This window comes from Actinophytocola sp., from assembly GCF_050699915.1.
Classification (GTDB): Bacteria; Actinomycetota; Actinomycetes; order Mycobacteriales; family Pseudonocardiaceae; genus Actinophytocola.
Window position 1 is genome coordinate 1 of record NZ_JBOHGA010000149.1, and the last position, 15886, is coordinate 15886.

The 15886-nt window shown below is 71.0% G+C and carries 16 protein-coding genes; 5 read left to right on the forward strand and 11 right to left on the reverse strand.

Going from position 1 to position 15886, the window contains the following annotated elements:
• Positions 1-53: 53 nt before the first annotated feature.
• The gene (locus tag ACRDSK_RS22930) at positions 54-1673 is read right to left on the reverse strand and encodes an alpha/beta hydrolase (protein ID WP_431443295.1); all 1620 of its coding nucleotides are present in this window, start codon (positions 1671-1673) and stop codon (positions 54-56) included.
• A gap of 191 nt (positions 1674-1864) precedes the next feature.
• On the opposite strand from ACRDSK_RS22930, the gene ACRDSK_RS22935 reads away from it, so the two are divergent.
• The 3 genes from ACRDSK_RS22935 (at position 1865) to ACRDSK_RS22945 (ending at position 3738) form a co-directional block, all read left to right on the forward strand.
• The gene (locus ACRDSK_RS22935; RefSeq protein WP_431443296.1) at positions 1865-2572 is read left to right on the forward strand and encodes a DNA alkylation repair protein; all 708 of its coding nucleotides are present in this window, start codon (positions 1865-1867) and stop codon (positions 2570-2572) included.
• Positions 2573-2654: 82 nt separating this feature from the next.
• Complete coding sequence (locus tag ACRDSK_RS22940) at positions 2655-3443, forward strand: aminoglycoside N(3)-acetyltransferase (protein WP_431443297.1); 789 nt, start codon at positions 2655-2657, stop codon at positions 3441-3443.
• Positions 3444-3552: 109 nt separating this feature from the next.
• Complete coding sequence (locus ACRDSK_RS22945; RefSeq protein WP_431443298.1) at positions 3553-3738, forward strand: hypothetical protein; 186 nt, start codon at positions 3553-3555, stop codon at positions 3736-3738.
• A gap of 251 nt (positions 3739-3989) precedes the next feature.
• Here the strand turns inward: ACRDSK_RS22945 and pheT are convergent, their stop codons facing one another.
• The 9 genes from pheT to ACRDSK_RS22990 form a co-directional block, all read right to left on the reverse strand.
• Positions 3990-6491, reverse strand: a complete 2502-nt coding sequence (pheT, locus tag ACRDSK_RS22950) for a phenylalanine--tRNA ligase subunit beta (protein WP_431443299.1) — start codon at positions 6489-6491, stop codon at positions 3990-3992.
• 69 nt (positions 6492-6560) lie between these two features.
• Positions 6561-7631, reverse strand: a complete 1071-nt coding sequence (gene pheS / locus ACRDSK_RS22955; protein WP_431443300.1) for a phenylalanine--tRNA ligase subunit alpha — start codon at positions 7629-7631, stop codon at positions 6561-6563.
• Positions 7632-7802: 171 nt separating this feature from the next.
• Positions 7803-8624 carry a DUF6159 family protein gene (locus ACRDSK_RS22960; RefSeq protein ID WP_431443301.1) on the reverse strand — a complete coding sequence of 274 codons (822 nt, stop codon included), beginning with the start codon at positions 8622-8624 and terminating at the stop codon, positions 7803-7805.
• A gap of 31 nt (positions 8625-8655) precedes the next feature.
• Entirely contained in the window at positions 8656-9480 is an 825-nt protein-coding gene (locus ACRDSK_RS22965; RefSeq protein ID WP_431443302.1) for a TrmH family RNA methyltransferase, read from the reverse strand.
• 20 nt (positions 9481-9500) lie between these two features.
• Positions 9501-9875, reverse strand: coding sequence for a 50S ribosomal protein L20 (gene rplT, locus ACRDSK_RS22970; protein ID WP_431443303.1), 375 nt, complete (start codon positions 9873-9875; stop codon positions 9501-9503).
• Between the two features lie 70 nt (positions 9876-9945).
• Positions 9946-10140, reverse strand: a complete 195-nt coding sequence (rpmI, locus tag ACRDSK_RS22975) for a 50S ribosomal protein L35 (RefSeq protein ID WP_431443304.1) — start codon at positions 10138-10140, stop codon at positions 9946-9948.
• Positions 10141-10213: 73 nt separating this feature from the next.
• On the reverse strand, positions 10214-10825 hold the full coding sequence (gene infC / locus ACRDSK_RS22980; RefSeq protein WP_431443305.1) for a translation initiation factor IF-3: 612 nt from the start codon (positions 10823-10825) through the stop codon (positions 10214-10216).
• 227 nt (positions 10826-11052) lie between these two features.
• The gene (locus ACRDSK_RS22985) at positions 11053-11724 is read right to left on the reverse strand and encodes a response regulator (protein ID WP_431443306.1); all 672 of its coding nucleotides are present in this window, start codon (positions 11722-11724) and stop codon (positions 11053-11055) included.
• Positions 11721-13322, reverse strand: coding sequence for an ATP-binding protein (locus ACRDSK_RS22990; RefSeq protein WP_431443307.1), 1602 nt, complete (start codon positions 13320-13322; stop codon positions 11721-11723). The genes ACRDSK_RS22985 and ACRDSK_RS22990 overlap by 4 nt, the downstream gene beginning before the upstream one ends.
• A gap of 145 nt (positions 13323-13467) precedes the next feature.
• On the opposite strand from ACRDSK_RS22990, the gene ACRDSK_RS22995 reads away from it, so the two are divergent.
• Positions 13468-14913, forward strand: a complete 1446-nt coding sequence (locus tag ACRDSK_RS22995; protein WP_431443308.1) for a cation:dicarboxylate symporter family transporter — start codon at positions 13468-13470, stop codon at positions 14911-14913.
• Between the two features lies 1 nt (position 14914).
• Here ACRDSK_RS22995 and ACRDSK_RS23000 read toward each other — a convergent pair whose 3' ends face one another.
• On the reverse strand, positions 14915-15370 hold the full coding sequence (locus ACRDSK_RS23000) for a pyridoxamine 5'-phosphate oxidase family protein (protein ID WP_431443309.1): 456 nt from the start codon (positions 15368-15370) through the stop codon (positions 14915-14917).
• Between the two features lie 70 nt (positions 15371-15440).
• On the opposite strand from ACRDSK_RS23000, the gene ACRDSK_RS23005 reads away from it, so the two are divergent.
• A partial coding sequence (locus ACRDSK_RS23005) for a TetR family transcriptional regulator (RefSeq protein ID WP_431443310.1) occupies positions 15441-15886 on the forward strand: 446 nt, incomplete at its 3' end.

Below are 15886 nucleotides of genomic sequence, written 5' to 3' on the forward strand. Positions count from 1 at the left end.
GGGGCGCCCGTCGTGTTCAGGCGGTGTTCAGGCGGTGTTCAGGCGGTCGGGAGTCAGCGCGGCACGGCCGCGGCCAGCTCCTTGCGCATCTCGGTCGGCGAGGCCGACGCGGACCGCTGCTGGGCGGTCGGCGCCGCGGCGCCTTCAGGCACCGGCTGCGGCACCGGGTCGCACTGGACGTCGGACCCGTTGCCCGGCTTGCGCTCGGGCAGCGCACCCGTCTCCAGGTAGTCGGCGATCCGGCTGTCGGTGCACTCCACTCCGGACAGTGAACCCGAGTGGGTGGTTCCGTTCACGCCTTCGATGAGCACGGAGTTCGGGAACCGCTTGCGGACCTCGAGCGCGCCCGGGTACGGCGTGGCCGAGTCGAACGTCTCGTTGATCAGCAGCGCACTGTCCACGCCGCGGCCGTCGATCTTCAGCGGCCGCTCGGACTTGCCCGGCCAGAACAGGCACGGACCGTTGAACCACGCGTTACCCCAAGTGGTGAACGGGGCCTTGATGTGGGTGATCCAGTTGTCCAGCCGGTACCGGTTGTAGTTCGTCACCCACTTCGCGTCGGTGCAGATGACGGCGAGGTAGACGGCGTGGCTGTTGTCGTCGCCCGGCGGCGGGTACAGGTCGAGCAGACCGGAGGCGTCACTGTCGTGGATCCACGCGGCGAACGCGTTCGCCACGTCCTCCCAGCCGTACACGTAGTACGCGGCGGACAGGAAGATGTCGGTCCACTCGTCCGGCCCGATCTTGCCCTCGGCCGGCTCCCGGAGCAGCTTGGGGAGCTGGGAGTAGTACAGCTTCTCGACCTTCTTGGCGGTGTCGCCCAAGTGGTAGACGCTGTCGTACTTGGCGACCCACTCCCAGTAGATCTTGATGTTGCGGTCGAACGCGATGTCCTGGTCGATGTTGGACTCGTACCAGACCCGCGTCGGGTCCACGTTGCCGTCGAAGACGACCCGGCGGAACCGGTCCGGGAACATCGTGCCGTACACCTGACCGAGGTAGGTGCCGTACGAGAACCCGTAGTAGTTGATCTGCTCGGAACCCAGCGCCTTGCGGATGCTGTCCATGTCCTTGGCCACCTCGACCGTGGTCATGTGCTCGAGCAGCTTGCCGCCGGCGTCCTCGCACGCGTTCGCGTAGTTCTTCGACCGCTTCAGCCAGGCACGCTCGATGCCGGGCGTGATCGGCACGTAGAACGGACGGTTGTACCCGTCGAAGTTGGGGTCGCAGCTCAGGGACGGCTGGCTGGAGCCGACACCGCGCGGGTCCCAGCCAATCCAGTCGTAGTCGTCGCCGGCGCCGTTCGGGACGAAGTCGCCGAAGATCGCGTAGATGAGGCCGGAACCGCCGGGGCCGCCGGGGTTCACCAGCATCGGGCCCTGGTAGTCGCCGTCCGGGCCCTTGTGGGTCACCCGTGACACGGCCAGTTGAATCTTTTCACCGTTCGGCTTGTCGTAGTCGAGCGGAACCTCGACGAAGCCACACTGCGCACCCGCCTGTACCAAGGTCGGGTTCTCGCATTCACCCCATTGGACGGGCGGCGGGTTGTACTCCTTGTGATTGCTGGCGGGCTTGGCCTGGTCCTCGGTCTGGTCGGCTGTCGCGAGTGGAGCGACGACCAACCCACCGACCACAACCGCCGCCGCCGCCGTGACGGCAACGAGTTTGTTCACTTTGCCCCTTTTCTTCTTCTTGTCGTCCCTGTGGATCTCTGCGACTCCCAGGACACCGGAAGAGCCTGCCGGCAGCGCCCGCGATAAGGAATACGCCATCCGTCGAGTTATGAGATCGTGACCGCACGCTGTGCGACGCATCGGTTACCAGGCAAGACTTTTTGTCAGACCCCCCGCGTAGCTTCTGCACCATGACCGACACACGACCGCTGACCACCGCTTCCACCGCGTTCCTCGCCGCCGCACGAGCCGGCCTCACCGAGCTCGCCGATCCTCGCAAGGCGCCGGACATGCAGCGGTACATGAAATCGGAGATGCCGTTCCGCGGCGTCGCGTCGCCGGAGCGTCGCGTGTTGTGTCGTCGGTTGTTCGCCGAGCACCCGCTGTCCGATGTGGATTCCTGGCGAGCGACCGTGCTCTCGCTGTGGCGGGACGCCGAGTACCGGGAGGAGCGGTACGTGGCGATGGACCTGTCCGGCGACCGCCGCTACGCGCGCTGGCAGTCGCCGGACCTGCTGCCGATGTACGAGGAGCTGATCGTCACCGGCGCGTGGTGGGACTTCGTGGACGAGATCGCGAGCCGGCGGGTCGGGCCGTTACTCCGGGCCCACCGCGACATGGTCACTCCGGTCATGCGGCGGTGGGCCACCGACCCGGACCTGTGGCGCCGCCGCACGTCGGTCATCTGCCAGCTGGGGTCCAAGGAGGACACCGACACCGACCTGCTCACGTACTGCATCGAGGTCAACGTGGGCGACCGCGACTTCTTCATCCGCAAAGGCATCGGCTGGGCGCTGCGGCAGTTCGCCCGCACCGAGCCCGCGTGGGTACGCGCCTTCGTCGACGCCCACCCGACCCTGTCCCCGCTGTCCAGAAAGGAGGCGACCAAGCACCTCTGACTCGGCCCCGCAGCGCGTCCGGCCGGCTCGGCAGCGTCGCCGGCGCCGCTTACTCGCTCGCGCGGCCCGGCAGGATGGAGCCATGCCGGACAGACCCCAGACACGCGCCACGATTGCCGCCGACCTCGCCGCGCTCGGACTACGCCCGGGCGACACGGTGTTGGCGCACGCCTCGCTGAGCTCCTTCGGCTGGGTGTGCGGCGGCGCGGTGGCCGTGGTGCAGGCGCTGCTCGACGTGCTCGGGTCCGAGGGAACGCTGGTGGTGCCCGCCCAGACGATGGGCAACTCCGAACCGCGGCACTGGACGAGCCCGCCGGTTCCCGAGGAGTGGTGGCCGGTCATCCGGAAGTCGATGCCCGCGTTCGACCCGCGCATCACGCCGAGCTGGGGCATCGGCGCGATCGGGGAGATGGTGCGTCAGTGGCCGGGCGCGGTGCGGAGCAACCACCCGCACGCGTCGTTCGCGGCCGTCGGCGGTGCCGCCGGCGAGCTGATGGCCGAGCACCGGCTGGACAGCCACCTCGGTGAGCACTCCCCGCTCGCCGCGCTGGAGCGTGCGGGCGCGCGGGTGCTGTTGCTGGGCGTGGGGTTCAACTCGTGCACGGCCTTCCACCTGGCGGAGTACCGCGTGCCGGCCCCGAGGACGGAGTTCGGCGGCGCGGTGCTGACCGAGTCGGGCGACCGGGAATGGATCACCTACACCGACGTGGCCACGAACAGCGACGACTTCACCGACCTGGGCGAGACCTTCGAGAACACCGGCGCGGTGACGAAGGCCCAGGTAGGCCAAGCGGTGACCCGCCTGTTCGACCTGGACAAGGCAGTGGCCCACGCCGTCGCCTGGCTCCCCCAACACCGCAAGCTCCCCTGACTCGCCCACGGGCAACGGCAGGTCACTATCGAGGGGGTGCGACTGGACGCCCACGAGGTCATGACGGCGGACGGCACGGAGCTCCGCGAAGCACCGAGCAAGGGACGAGATGACGACCGACTCGGCCGGTGATGTCGCGCCCGGCGTGGTGACGGTGAGGCGGTCGTCGGCAACGGCGCTGGCCGTTCACTGGGCACACACGGCCGCGGGCCGCTTTCTCGGCGGGGTCCTGTCCATGGATCTCGGCGGTTTCTCCGCCGGCCCCAAGGTGGAGGTCGCCAAAGGTCGTAGATGATTTCCTCGGCGCACTGGGCTTTCCGGCCGAGCGAATCGCGACCACCGCAGGACGGCGGACTTGCTGGCCGAACTGTGCGGCGGCAGCATCCTCGTGCTCCGGCGTAGTCGCCCAGCACGTGGCGACGACGCCCCACGTTCCGGTGGAGGAACTCGTCGACGAGCTGCGGGGATCCGCGAGGCCCGTGCCCACTCCATTCGCCGGCCGCTCCGTCCCTCGCCTGCCGCTGCAGGCGGGCGGGGCGGGCGGAGTCAGGCGCGGAGGGCTGCTCCGTAGCGGTCGCTCGCGGCCGCTATCGCGGCATCGCGGGCGGCGGTGGCCTCTTCGACGGTCAGCGTCCGGTCCGGGGCGCGGAACCGCAGTGCGTAGGCCAGCGAGCGCTTGCCCTCGCCGACCTGCTCGCCGGTGTACACGTCGAACAGGTTCAGGTCCTCGAGCAGGTCTCCCCCACCACCGCGCAGGGCGGTCGCCACCTCCGCGACCGGCACGGACTCGTCCACCACCAGGGCCACGTCCAGCAGCACCGGCGGGTACGGCGACGGCGACGGCGCGGGCCGGCGCTCCACGAGCGGCAACCCGTCGAGCTTGAGCTCCATCGCGCACGTGCGCTTCGGCAGCCCCAACCGATCCACGACCTTCGGGTGCAGCTCGCCCGCATAGCCGACCGGCAGGTCACCCGCCAGCAGCTGCGCGCACCGACCAGGGTGCCACGGCGCGAGGTCGGCCGACCGCACGGTCAGCGGCACCCCGGCCGCCTCCGCGACGATCTGTGCCGCGCGCACCGCGTCCGCCCAGCTCGCCTGCGCGCCCGAGCCCCACCAGCCGGACCGCTCGCGGTTGCCGGCCAGCACGACGGCCACGTGCGTCGGCTGCTGGGGCAGCGCCGCGTGCAGTGTCGCGACCTCCGCGTCGCTCGGCCGCCCGGCCACGCCGACGGTCGGCACCGGCACCTGCTGGGCCTTCGGCAGCACGACCTGTCCGATGTGGAACAAGCCGACGTCGCGCATGCCCCGGGAGACGTTGCGCACCAACACGTCCAGCATGCTCGGCAGCAACGTGGTGGCCAGCTCGCTGCGGTCGGCCTCCAGCGGGTTCAGCAACGACACCGTGCGCCGACGGTTGTCATCCGGACCCAACCCCAACGAGTCCCACACGGTCGGCGACACGAAGGGGAACGGCAGCACCTCGACGTACCCGGCCTCGGCGAGCGCCCGCGCCACGGTCCGCCGGCGACGCTGCGCCGCGGTCGTCCCGGTCCCGGGCGGCGCGGCGGGCAGCTCCGACGGGATGGTGTCGTAGCCCTCGAGCCGCAGCACCTCCTCGACCAGGTCGGCCGGTTCGGCCAGGTCCGGCCGCCAGCTCGGCGGCTGCACGGTCACGATCGGCGTGCCGTCGTCGGCCGAGCCGACATCGGTGCCGCAACCGATCTGGTTCAGCCGCCGCACGGTCACGCCACGCTCGTAGCTCACCCCGGCCACACGGTCGGGCAGACTGATCGCCATCGTCACCGTCGGCAGCGGGCGCGCCGCGCCGGCGTCGGTGCGGCCCGGCTGGATGCTGCCCTCCGCCTGGTCGCGCAGCAGCCGGGCGGCCCGCTCGAGCGCGGCCGGCGGCAGCAGCGGGTCGACACACCGCTCGAACCGCTTGGCCGCCTCGCTCGGCAGCTTGTGCCGGCGCACCGCCCGCGCGATCGACGGCGGGTCCCAGATCGCGGCCTCCAGCAGGATGTCCGTGCTGTCCGGCCGCACCTCGGTGCTCGCCCCACCCATGACGCCGGCCAGCGAGATCGGCCCGCTCTCGTCGGCCACCACGATGTCGTCCGGGTCGAGCGTGCGCTCCACGTCGTCGAGCGTGGTCAGCTTCTCCCCCGCCGTCGCGCGCCGGACGACGATCCGCCCCTTCAGCGACGGCGTGTCGAAGGCGTGCATGGGCTGGCCGGTCTCGAGCATCACGTAGTTGGTCACGTCGACGGTCAGCGAGATCGACCGGATCCCGGCGAGCATCAGCCGCCGGCGCACCCACCACGGCGTCGGCGCCGTCTGGTCCACACCGGTGACCCGTCGCGCCACGAACCGTTGGCAGTCCTCGGGATCGGCGATCTCGACCGGGAACGCGACGCCCTCGGCGGTCGGCACGTCGATCGCCGCCGGGTCGCGGTACTGCACGTCCAGCGCGCACGCCAGCTCGCGGGTGAGGCCGCGCACGGAAAACGCGTAGCCGCGGTCCGGGGTGATCGACAGCTCGATGACCGACTCGTCCAACCCGAGCAGCTCCACGGCGTCGTCGCCCGCGCCGGCCTCGCCGCTGGGCAGCACCAGGATGCCGGCGTGGTCCTCGCCGAGGCCCAGCTCGCGGGCCGAGCAGATCATGCCGTCGCTGATCCGGCCGTACGTCTTGCGCGCGGAGATCGCGAACCCGCCCGGCAGCACGGCCCCGGGCAGCGCGACGATCACCAGGTCGCCCTCCACGAAGTTCGAGGCGCCGCAGATGATCCCGCGCATCCGCGGCTCGCCCGCCTCGTGATCGTCGGGCTCGGCGACCTCGACCATGCAGTAGCGGATCTGCTTCTTGTGCTCGGCGAGCTCTTCGATCTCGGCGACCCGGCCGACCACGAGGGGGCCGGTCACCTCGCCGAGCGAGGTGACCTCCTCGACCTCGATGCCGACCCGGACGAACGCGTCCGCGAGCTGTTCGGCGGTGAACTTCTCGTCCGTCTCGAGGTGCTCGGTGAGCCAGCTGACGGGAACCCGCACGGGGTGTTCCTTTCGGTGACGACGGTCAGACTGTGTCGGCAGGGCCGATCGGCGGTGCGATCGGCGCGGTCAGAACGCCTCCGTGCCGAACGGCGCGGTGAACCGGGCGTCGCCCTCCACCATGTCCCGCATGTCGGGGATGCCGTTGCGGAACTGGAGGGTTCGCTCGACGCCCATGCCGAAAGCGAAGCCGGAGTAGACATCCGGGTCGATCCCGCATGCCCGCAGCACGTTGGGGTTGACCATCCCGCAGCCGCCCCACTCGACCCAGCCCGGGCCGCCCTTCTTCTCCTCGAACCACACGTCCGGCTCGGCGGACGGCTCGGTGAACGGGAAGTACGACGGCCGCAGCCGGATCTTGGCCTTGTCGCCGAACATCGCGCGGGCGAACGCGTCGAGCGTGCCCTTCAGGTGGGCCATGGTCAGACCCTTGTCCACGGCCAGGCCTTCGACCTGGTGGAACACCGGCGTATGAGTGGAGTCCAGCTCGTCGGTGCGGAACGTCCGGCCGGGGCACACGACGTACACCGGCAGGTCGCGTTCGAGCAGTGCCCGGATCTGCACCGGCGAGGTGTGCGTGCGCAGCACCAGACCGGAGTCCGCGGGCGCGACGTAGAACGTGTCCTGCATGCTGCGCGCCGGGTGGTCCCTCTTGAAGTTCAGCGCGTCGAAGTTGAACCACTCGGTCTCGAGCTCCGGGCCCTCGGCGATCTCGTAGCCCATGCCGACGAACACGTCGGCGATGCGCTCGGAGATCGTGGTGATCGGGTGCCGGGCGCCGCGCGGGGTGCGGTCCCACGGCAACGTGACGTCGACGCCCTCGTCCCGCAGCACCCGCTCGTCGCGTTCGGTCTCCAGCTCGGCGCGGCGTTCGTCGAACGCCTCCCGGACGATCTTCTGTGCCTCGTTGACCCGCTTGCCGGCGTCCGAACGCGCCTTGGGTGGCAGCGCGCCGATCTCCCGGCGGGCGACCATCAGCGGCCCCTTGTCCCCGAGGTGGGCCGGCTTCGCCGCGGCGAGCGCGTCCAGGTCAGCCGCGGCCGAGAACTCCTTGCGCGCCTGCTCGACGGCAGCCTGCAGCGTCTCCGGCGCGAGCGCCGCGACCTGCTTCGGATCGTAGGAGTCGTTGGCTGCGGACATGATGGGTGGACAGCTCCCCGGAAATGTGGCGACGGTTGCCCGCGGGCGATACGGCTGTGCTTACCGCGAGCACTGTGATCCTAGGTGATCGGATGAATCGAGCTACATGCAGTTTCCCGTCCTGCCTGATCGGGCGACGGATGGCGCGGTCGGCTCCCCGTCCGGGCGCCGTCACTTGCGCCGCGGCGGGAACGCGTGCCCGAGGTCCACCTCGGCGAACGCGGGGGCCGAGACCCCGTCGGCGGCGTAGCGGTACAACGCGGTCTGGTAGATCACCGACAGCGCGGCGACGACGATCGTGACGACCAGGCCCCACACGATCGCGATGCCCACACACACGAACGCCGTCGCACCGCCCGCCGCCACGCCGAGCGCGACCAGTCCGATGGCCGGCAGGAACGCCAGGAACCCGAACAGGCCGATGCCGGCGTTGCCGAGCACGTTCTCGCCCCAGGTACCGCGGAACAGCGACGCGGAGCGGCGGAGTGCGTCCTTCGTGCCGACGCCTTCGAGCACCAGCACCGGCAGCACCAGGTAGGTGACGAGGTTCCACGCCATGCCGATCAACCCGATGACGATCCGGCCGAGGAAGCCCAGCCGCTCCTCGATGACCCGCAGCACGATCGAGACGGTCGCGGACACCAGCGCCCACGGCAGGATCCGCAGCCAGTTCCGACCGGCGACGCGCAGGCCGCCCGCGACGCTCGGGTCGCCGCCGCTCAGCGCGATGTTGGCCTGCGAGATGAGCGCGGCGTTGAAGAAGATCGCCACGTAGGCCGTCGCGAGGTAGAAGGCGCCGAGCAGCACGTAGGTGCCCGGCGTCGCCTCCCCGCGGTCGAAGTCGACGGTGAACAGGGCCGGCGTCAGGAAGATGACGGTCACGAGTATCGCGGCGAGCCCCGACAGCAGCGGGAAGACCGCGAGCTCCTTGCGGGACCGCAAGACGTGCCACGACGCCTTGAACATCCGCCACGATGTCGCGAACCGACCCATGCGCAACCACCCCACCCGGCTTCTTCGGTGGTCAGAACCTACCGCGCTCCGCGTCCCGCTGCCGCCAGGCCGTGGCATAGAGGCAGACCGCCGCGGCGGTGGCGAGGTTCAAGCTCTCCGCGCCGCCGTAGATCGGCACGCGCAGGGCCCCGTCCAGCGCGGTGACGACGTCGTCGGGCAGGCCGTGCGCCTCGCTGCCGAAGACCCACCCGGTGGGGTCGGCGAGCGTGGGGTCGGCGTCGAGGTCGGCGGTGGCGTGGCCGTCGGCGGCGACCAGACGCAGGCCGGCGGACCGGCACGCGGCGAGCGTCTCGGGGACGGTCGCGCGGGCGATCGGGAGGTGGAAGAGGCTGCCGGTGGAGGCGCGCACGCACTTGCCGTTGTGCGGGTCGACCGTGTGGCCGGCGAGGATTACGGCGTCCGCGCCGGCCGCGTCCGCCACCCTGATCACGGTGCCCGCGTTGCCCGGATCGGCCACTCCGGCCAGGACGGCGACGAGCCGTGGCGTGCCGGCGAGCGCGTCGGCGAGCGGGACGTCCACCAGGTCGCAGACGGCGACGACGCCCTGCGGGGTGACGGTCTCGGACAGCCCCGCGGCGGCCCGCTCGGTCACCGCCGACACCCGCACGCCGGCCTCGGCGGCCAACGCGATGAGGTCGTCGGGGAGCGAGACGGCGAACAGCTCGTGCACGGTCCCGCGCCCGGCGACGGCCCAGCGCAGCGCCTCGCGCACGGCCTGGGCGCCTTCGGCGAGGAAGCGGCCGGCCTTGACCCGCCCGGGGCGCCTGGTCAGGGCCCGAGCAGCGACGACCCGGGGCGTCCTCTCCGTGAAAGGACCGTCCCCGGGTCGCGTCACCTGTGACTTCGGCTCGGTGTTCAGGAAGCCTTGCCCTGCGGGTCCGCGTTGTCGCGGGCCACGTCCACCAGCGCGGCGAACGCGGTGGCGTCGTTCACGGCGAGCTCGGCGAGGATCTTGCGGTCCACCTCGACCCCGGCGGCCTTGAGGCCCTGGATGAACCGGTTGTAGGTCATGCCGTTCTGGCGAGCCGCGGCGTTGATACGGGTGATCCACAGCTGGCGGAAGTCACCCTTGCGGGCCCGGCGGTCCCGGTAGGCGTAGTTGAGCGAGTGGAGCATCTGCTCCTTCGCCTTGCGGTACAGCCGCGACCGCTGACCCCGGTAGCCACTGGCCAGCTCGAGGGTCGTCCGGCGCTTCTTGTGGGCGTTCACCGCCCGCTTGACGCGTGCCACGGTTCAAATCCTGTCGATCTCGAGGGCGGTGTCGAAACTCGCCCGGGTGGTCATGGGAACGGGATGCGGCTCAGCGGCCGAGCAGCTTCTTGATCCGCTTGACGTCCTGCGGGGCCACCTCGGTGGTGCCCGACAGGCGGCGGGTCAGCGTGCTGGGCTTCTTCTCCAGCTTGTGCCGCATGCCGGTCTTCTGCCGACGCAGCTTTCCCTTGCCGGTGATCCGGATCCGCTTCGAGGTGCCGGAGTGAGTCTTGTTCTTGGGCATGTGAATCCTCGTGCTCGTCTGCCGGAGCGTCGCCGTCGCCGCTCCGTATCTGTGCCGTGCGCGTGCCGGCCGGTCAGTTCGTGTCGGTGCCCGCGCTCGCCTTCGGGCGCGTCTTCTGCGACTTGTGCGGTGCCAGCACCATGATCATGTTCCGGCCGTCCTGCTTCGGCGCGGCCTCGACGAAGCCGAGGTCGGCGACGTCGTCGGCGAGCCGCTGCAGGAGCCGGTAGCCGAGCTCCGGCCGGGACTGCTCACGACCACGGAACATGATCGTCACCTTGACCTTGTTCCCGTGCTCGAGGAACCGAATCACGTGGCCCCTCTTCGTCTCGTAGTCGTGCGTGTCGATCTTCGGGCGGAGCTTCTGCTCCTTGATCACGGTGAGCTGCTGGTTTCGGCGGGACTCCCGTGCCTTCTGCGCGCTCTCGTACTTGAACTTGCCGTAGTCCATGAGCCTGCAGACGGGCGGTCGTGCCTGCGGTGCAACCTCCACGAGGTCCAGGTCCGCCTCCTGAGCCAGTCGCAGTGCGTCTTCGATGCGCACGATCCCGACCTGCTCCCCGCTCGGTCCGACCAGTCGGACTTCCGGGACTCGGATGCGGTCATTGATACGTGTGTCGGAGCTGATGGGGCCTCCTCGGGCCGAGTTCTCTGTCCATACGACGCTCGCGTCGCGGAGCCCCACACAGCACGAACCCCGCACACCTGGCGTGTGCGGGGCCCGCTTCCGACCGATCCCCGACGCCTACGCGTCGAGACACCGCCACCCCGCGGCCGGACGAGCCGACACGGAGCCGCGGCGACCGGAACCCGGACACCTGGGTGACTCGGGTGGGAGCGGGGCTCCACTTCGCGGCCTCGCTCGCACGAGGCTGGTCGCGTCCTACAGATTAGCAGAACGACTTGTCTGCCCTATTTGTGCCGGGTCCACTGGTAGTACAGCTCGGGCCGGCCGACCTGTCCGTAGCGTGGCTGCCGGTCGGCGAGCCCGTTGTCCGCCAGGTACTCCAGGTAGCGCCGCGCGGTCACCCGCGACATGCCGAGCAGGTCACCGGTCACGCTCGCGGACAGCCCGTCGGCGGACTGGCGCAGCGCCGCCACCACCGTGTCCAGGGTCGGTCCGCTCATCCCCTTCGGCAGCGCGCTGTCGGTGCCGCGCAACGTCGCGAGCAGGCGGTCCACGTCGGTCTGGTCGGCGGCGCCCGTCCCCTCGACGCCGCGCCGGAAGCGGGCGTAGCGCTCCAGCTTGTCCCGCAGGGTCGCGAACGTGAACGGCTTGAGCAGGTACTGCACGACGCCCGAGGAGACCGCGGCGCGCACGACCGCGAGGTCCCGCGCGGAGGTCACCATGATCACGTCGACGAGGCGACCGGAGGCGCGCAGCGTGCGGCACAGGTCCAGTCCGGCGCCGTCGGGCAGGTACTGGTCGAGCAGCAGCAGGTCCACCTCCGGGCCGAGCGCGCGGCGCGCCTCGGCCGCCGTGTGCGCAACTCCCGCGACCGCGAAGCCGGGCACCCGCTCGACGTACCGGCGGTGCGCCTCGGCGGCGACGAGGTCGTCCTCGACCACGAGCACCTTGATCACGAGTGCGTCTCCTGGAGCCGCACGGTCCGCAGCCGGACGGTGAACACCGCGCCGCCGTCCGGCCCGGCCCCCACGTCGATGCTGCCGTGGCGACGCTGAACGGCCTGCCGCACGAGGGCGAGCCCGAGGCCACGACCCGGTTCCCCCTTCGTCGACCAACCGCGATGGAACGCCTCCGGCACCGACTCGGCGGCCAGGCCCGCGCCGGTGTCGGCGACCCGCAGCACCAACTCGCCCGCCTCGGACCGGGCGGTGACGAGCACCCGGGGCGCGGCCGAGCCGTCGAGTGCCGCGTCGACGGCGTTGTCGATCAGGTTGCCGAGGATCGTCACCACATCGCGGGCGGTCGTCTGGTCGCCGCCGAGCACCGCGTCGTCGATCTCGGTCTCCGGGGTGATCACGAGCTCGACGCCGCGCTCGTTGGCCTCCGCCGCCTTGCCGAGCAGCAGCGCGGCGAGCACCGGCTCGGACACCGCGCCGACGACGCGGTCGGTCAGCTGCTGGGCCAGCGCGAGCTCGGCGGTCGCGAACTCGACGGCCTCGGCGGTGCGACCCAGCTCCACCAGCGAAACCACGGTGTGCAGCCGGTTCGCGGCCTCGTGCGCCTGCGAGCGCAGCGACTCGGCGAACCCGCGCACCGAGTCCAGCTCGCCGGTCAGCGCCTGCAGGTCGGTGTGGTCCCGGAGCGTCACGACCCGGCCGTGCGGGTGCACCGGGGCGGAGTTGACCACGAGCACCCGGCTCTCGGTCAGCTGGATCTCGTCGCGGGTGACCCGGCCCAGGCTCGCCACGATCGCGGGCGGCAGGCGGAGCTCGGCCAGGGTGCGGCCCTCGACCTCGCCGGTCAGGTCGAGCAGTTCGCGGGCGCCGTCGTTGCACAGTGTCAGCCGGCCGTCCTGGTCGAGCAGCAGCAGGCCCTCGCGGACGGTGTGCAGGATCTGCTCGTGGTACTCGATCCGCCGGCTCAGCTCGGCCGGGCCGAGCCCGTGGGTGCGCTTGGCGAGCCGCCGGTTCACCAGGTACGTGCCGGCCATGCCCGCCGCGAGCACGACGAGCGCGACGATCACCAGTGGTACGAGGCGGTCGCGGACCTGGCCGGCGATGGCGTCGAGCGTGATGCCGACGCTCACCAGGGCGACCACGTCCGCGGAACCGTCGAACACCGGCGCGACCGCGCGCACGGACGGGCCGAGCGTGCCGGTGTAGGTCTCGGTGAAGGTGCGCCCGGCGAGCGCCTCGGCGGTGTGGCCGAGGAACCGCTCGCCGATTCGGTCCGGGTTCGGATGCGTGTGGCGGCGGCCGTCCGGGTCCATGATCGTGATGAAGTCGACGCCGGTGTCACGGCGCACCCGCTCGGTGAACGGCTGCAGGACGGCGCTCGGGTCGGCCGAGCCCACCGCGTCGAGCACGAAGGGCGAGTCGGCGATCGTCAGCGCGACCGAGACGACCTCGTCCCGCGTCGCCTCCTCGGTCCGGTCGGCCACGTCGAGATAGACCAGCCAGGCGCCGCCGGCCACGAGCAACCCGACGATCGTCACCTGCAGGACCAGCAGCTGACCGGCCAGGCTCCACCGCCCGAGACGACCGGCGCTTGTCATGGGGACAGTGTGGCCTGGCGCACAACCACCGCCGACGTCATGCACGCAATGAACACAAACGTGACCTGCGTCATGCCGTTTCGGACAATCCGACGCAGGGTACGTCAAGGCCGCGTCCTGCATCCGGTCCGCGAGGGAGAACGCCGTGTCCGAAACCGCACCGCCCCCCACCCGTCGCCGGGATCGCACGCATCTCCTCTACATCGCGGTCATCGCCGCGGTCCTGCTCGGGATCCTCATCGGCCTCGTCTGGCCCGATTTCGGCAAGTCGCTCAAGCCGCTCGGCACCGGCTTCGTCGACCTGATCAAGATGATGATCAGCCCGATCATCTTCTGCACGATCGTGCTGGGCGTCGGCTCGGTGGCCAAGGCCGCCAAGGTCGGCCGGGTCGGCACGCTCGCGCTCGGGTACTTCCTGATCATGTCGACGGTCGCGCTGATCATCGGCCTGATCGTCGGCAACATCCTGCATCCCGGCGACGGGCTGCAGCTCACCGACACGCTCCGCGAGGAGGGCCGGGGGCAGGTCGAGGAGAGCACGAGCACGGTCGACTTCCTGCTCGGCATCATCCCGACCACGCTGGTGTCCGCGTTCACCGAGGGCGACGTGCTGCAGACGCTGCTCGTCGCGCTGCTCGTCGGTTTCGCGCTGCAGGCGCTGAAGGAGAAGGGCCGGCCGATCCTGGTCGCGGTCGGCTACATCCAGCGGCTGGTGTTCCGGATCCTCGCGATGATCATGTGGGTGGCGCCGGTCGGCGCGTTCGGCGCCATCGCCGCGGTCGTCGGCGAGACCGGGGTCGACGCGCTCAAGAGCCTCGCGGTGATCATGCTCGGCTTCTACCTCACCTGCGTGGTGTTCGTGTTCGGCGTGCTGAGCGCGATGCTGTGGATCTTCGCGCGGATGAACCTGCTGACGTTGCTGCGCTACCTCGGCCGCGAGTTCCTGCTGATCCTGTCCACCTCGTCGTCGGAGGTGGCGCTGCCGCGGCTGATCGCGAAGATGGAGCACCTCGGCGTCAGCAGGCCGGTCGTCGGCATCACCGTGCCCACCGGCTACTCGTTCAACCTGGACGGGACGGCGATCTACCTGACGATGGCGACGCTGTTCATCGCGGAGGCGATGGGCGCGCCGCTCTCGTTCGGCGAGCAGATCTCCCTGCTGCTGTTCATGATCATCGCGTCGAAGGGCGCGGCGGGCGTCACCGGCGCCGGGCTCGCGACGCTCGCGGGCGGCCTGTCCACGCACCGGCCGGATCTCGTCGACGGCGTCGGGCTGATCGTGGGCATCGACCGGTTCATGTCCGAGGCCCGCGCGCTGACGAACTTCGCGGGCAACTCGGTGGCGACGGTGCTGGTCGGCACGTGGACCAAGGAGTTCGACCGGGAGCAGGCCGACCGGGTGCTGTCGGGCCGGGACCCGTTCGACGAGGCGACGATGCTCGACGACTCGCACGGCATGCCGGATCCGGCGTCCGACGGCTCGGCGTCCGACGGGGTCGCGTCCCACGGGGCGCCATCGGCAGACACGGCGGCGTCGACGGCCTCGGCCGACGTGCTCGCACCCGGCGACGGGGTCAAGCGGACGACGTAGGTCAGGCGCGGGTGCGGCGGCGGTAGCCGCGGCCGGTGTGCCAGGACTCGATGACGAGGTGGTCGGCCGGGTCGCCGACGTAGGTCAGCGCGACCTCGGTGATGTCGATGCGGAAGTGGCCGGCGTCCGGGTTCGGGTCGTCCGGCGGCGCCGGCATCGCCTCGACACGGCCGGCGAGCTTCGCGTCGCCGGCCCAACGTCCTTCCTTGGGCGGGTCGAGGGTCGGACTGTGCACGGCGATCCGCGGGTCGCGCTGGACGTCGCGCAGCTTCATCGAGTCGCCCATCATGCCGAGGGTGACCTCGCCGTCGACGAACTGGAGCTCGGAGCCGCTCACCCGGGGCGACCCGTCGGCGCGCAACGTCGCGATGGTCTTGTGGATGCCCGCGCCGAACACGGTCCGCACCCGCTCGGCGAACTCCGGCGCGTCCTTCTCGATCTCCTGCCAGCTGACCATCGTGTCTCCCTCTTTCTGAACCGTCGTTCGGATACTACTCTGATTTCCGAATCGTGGTTCAATAACTCGCATGGGCCGGCCGCGCAAGATCTCCGACGACGAGCTGATGGCCGCGTGCGGCCGGACGATCGGCGCGCACGGCCCCGGCTTCACGCTCGCCCAGGTGGCGGCCGCGGCCGGGGTCGCGGTGGGCACGGTGGCCGGCCGCTTCGGCTCGAAGCACGGCCTGATGCTGGCGATGATGACCGCCGCGTCCGACGGGGTCGCGGACCGGATGCGCGCGGCCGCGGCCCGGCACACCGACCCGGTCGCGGCGGTGCTCGCGGCGGCGCTGGTCACCACCGAGGGCGTCGACGACCCTGCGACCACGACCAACCACCTGGCGCAGCTCGGCGTCGACATGAGCGACCCCGCGCTGCGGGAGGGGCTCGCGATACTGCGCGGGCGGGTCCGCGAGGTGCTGCGCTCGCTGCTCGCGACGGCCGGCCTGCCGGGCGCTCCCCGGCCGGCCCGCGC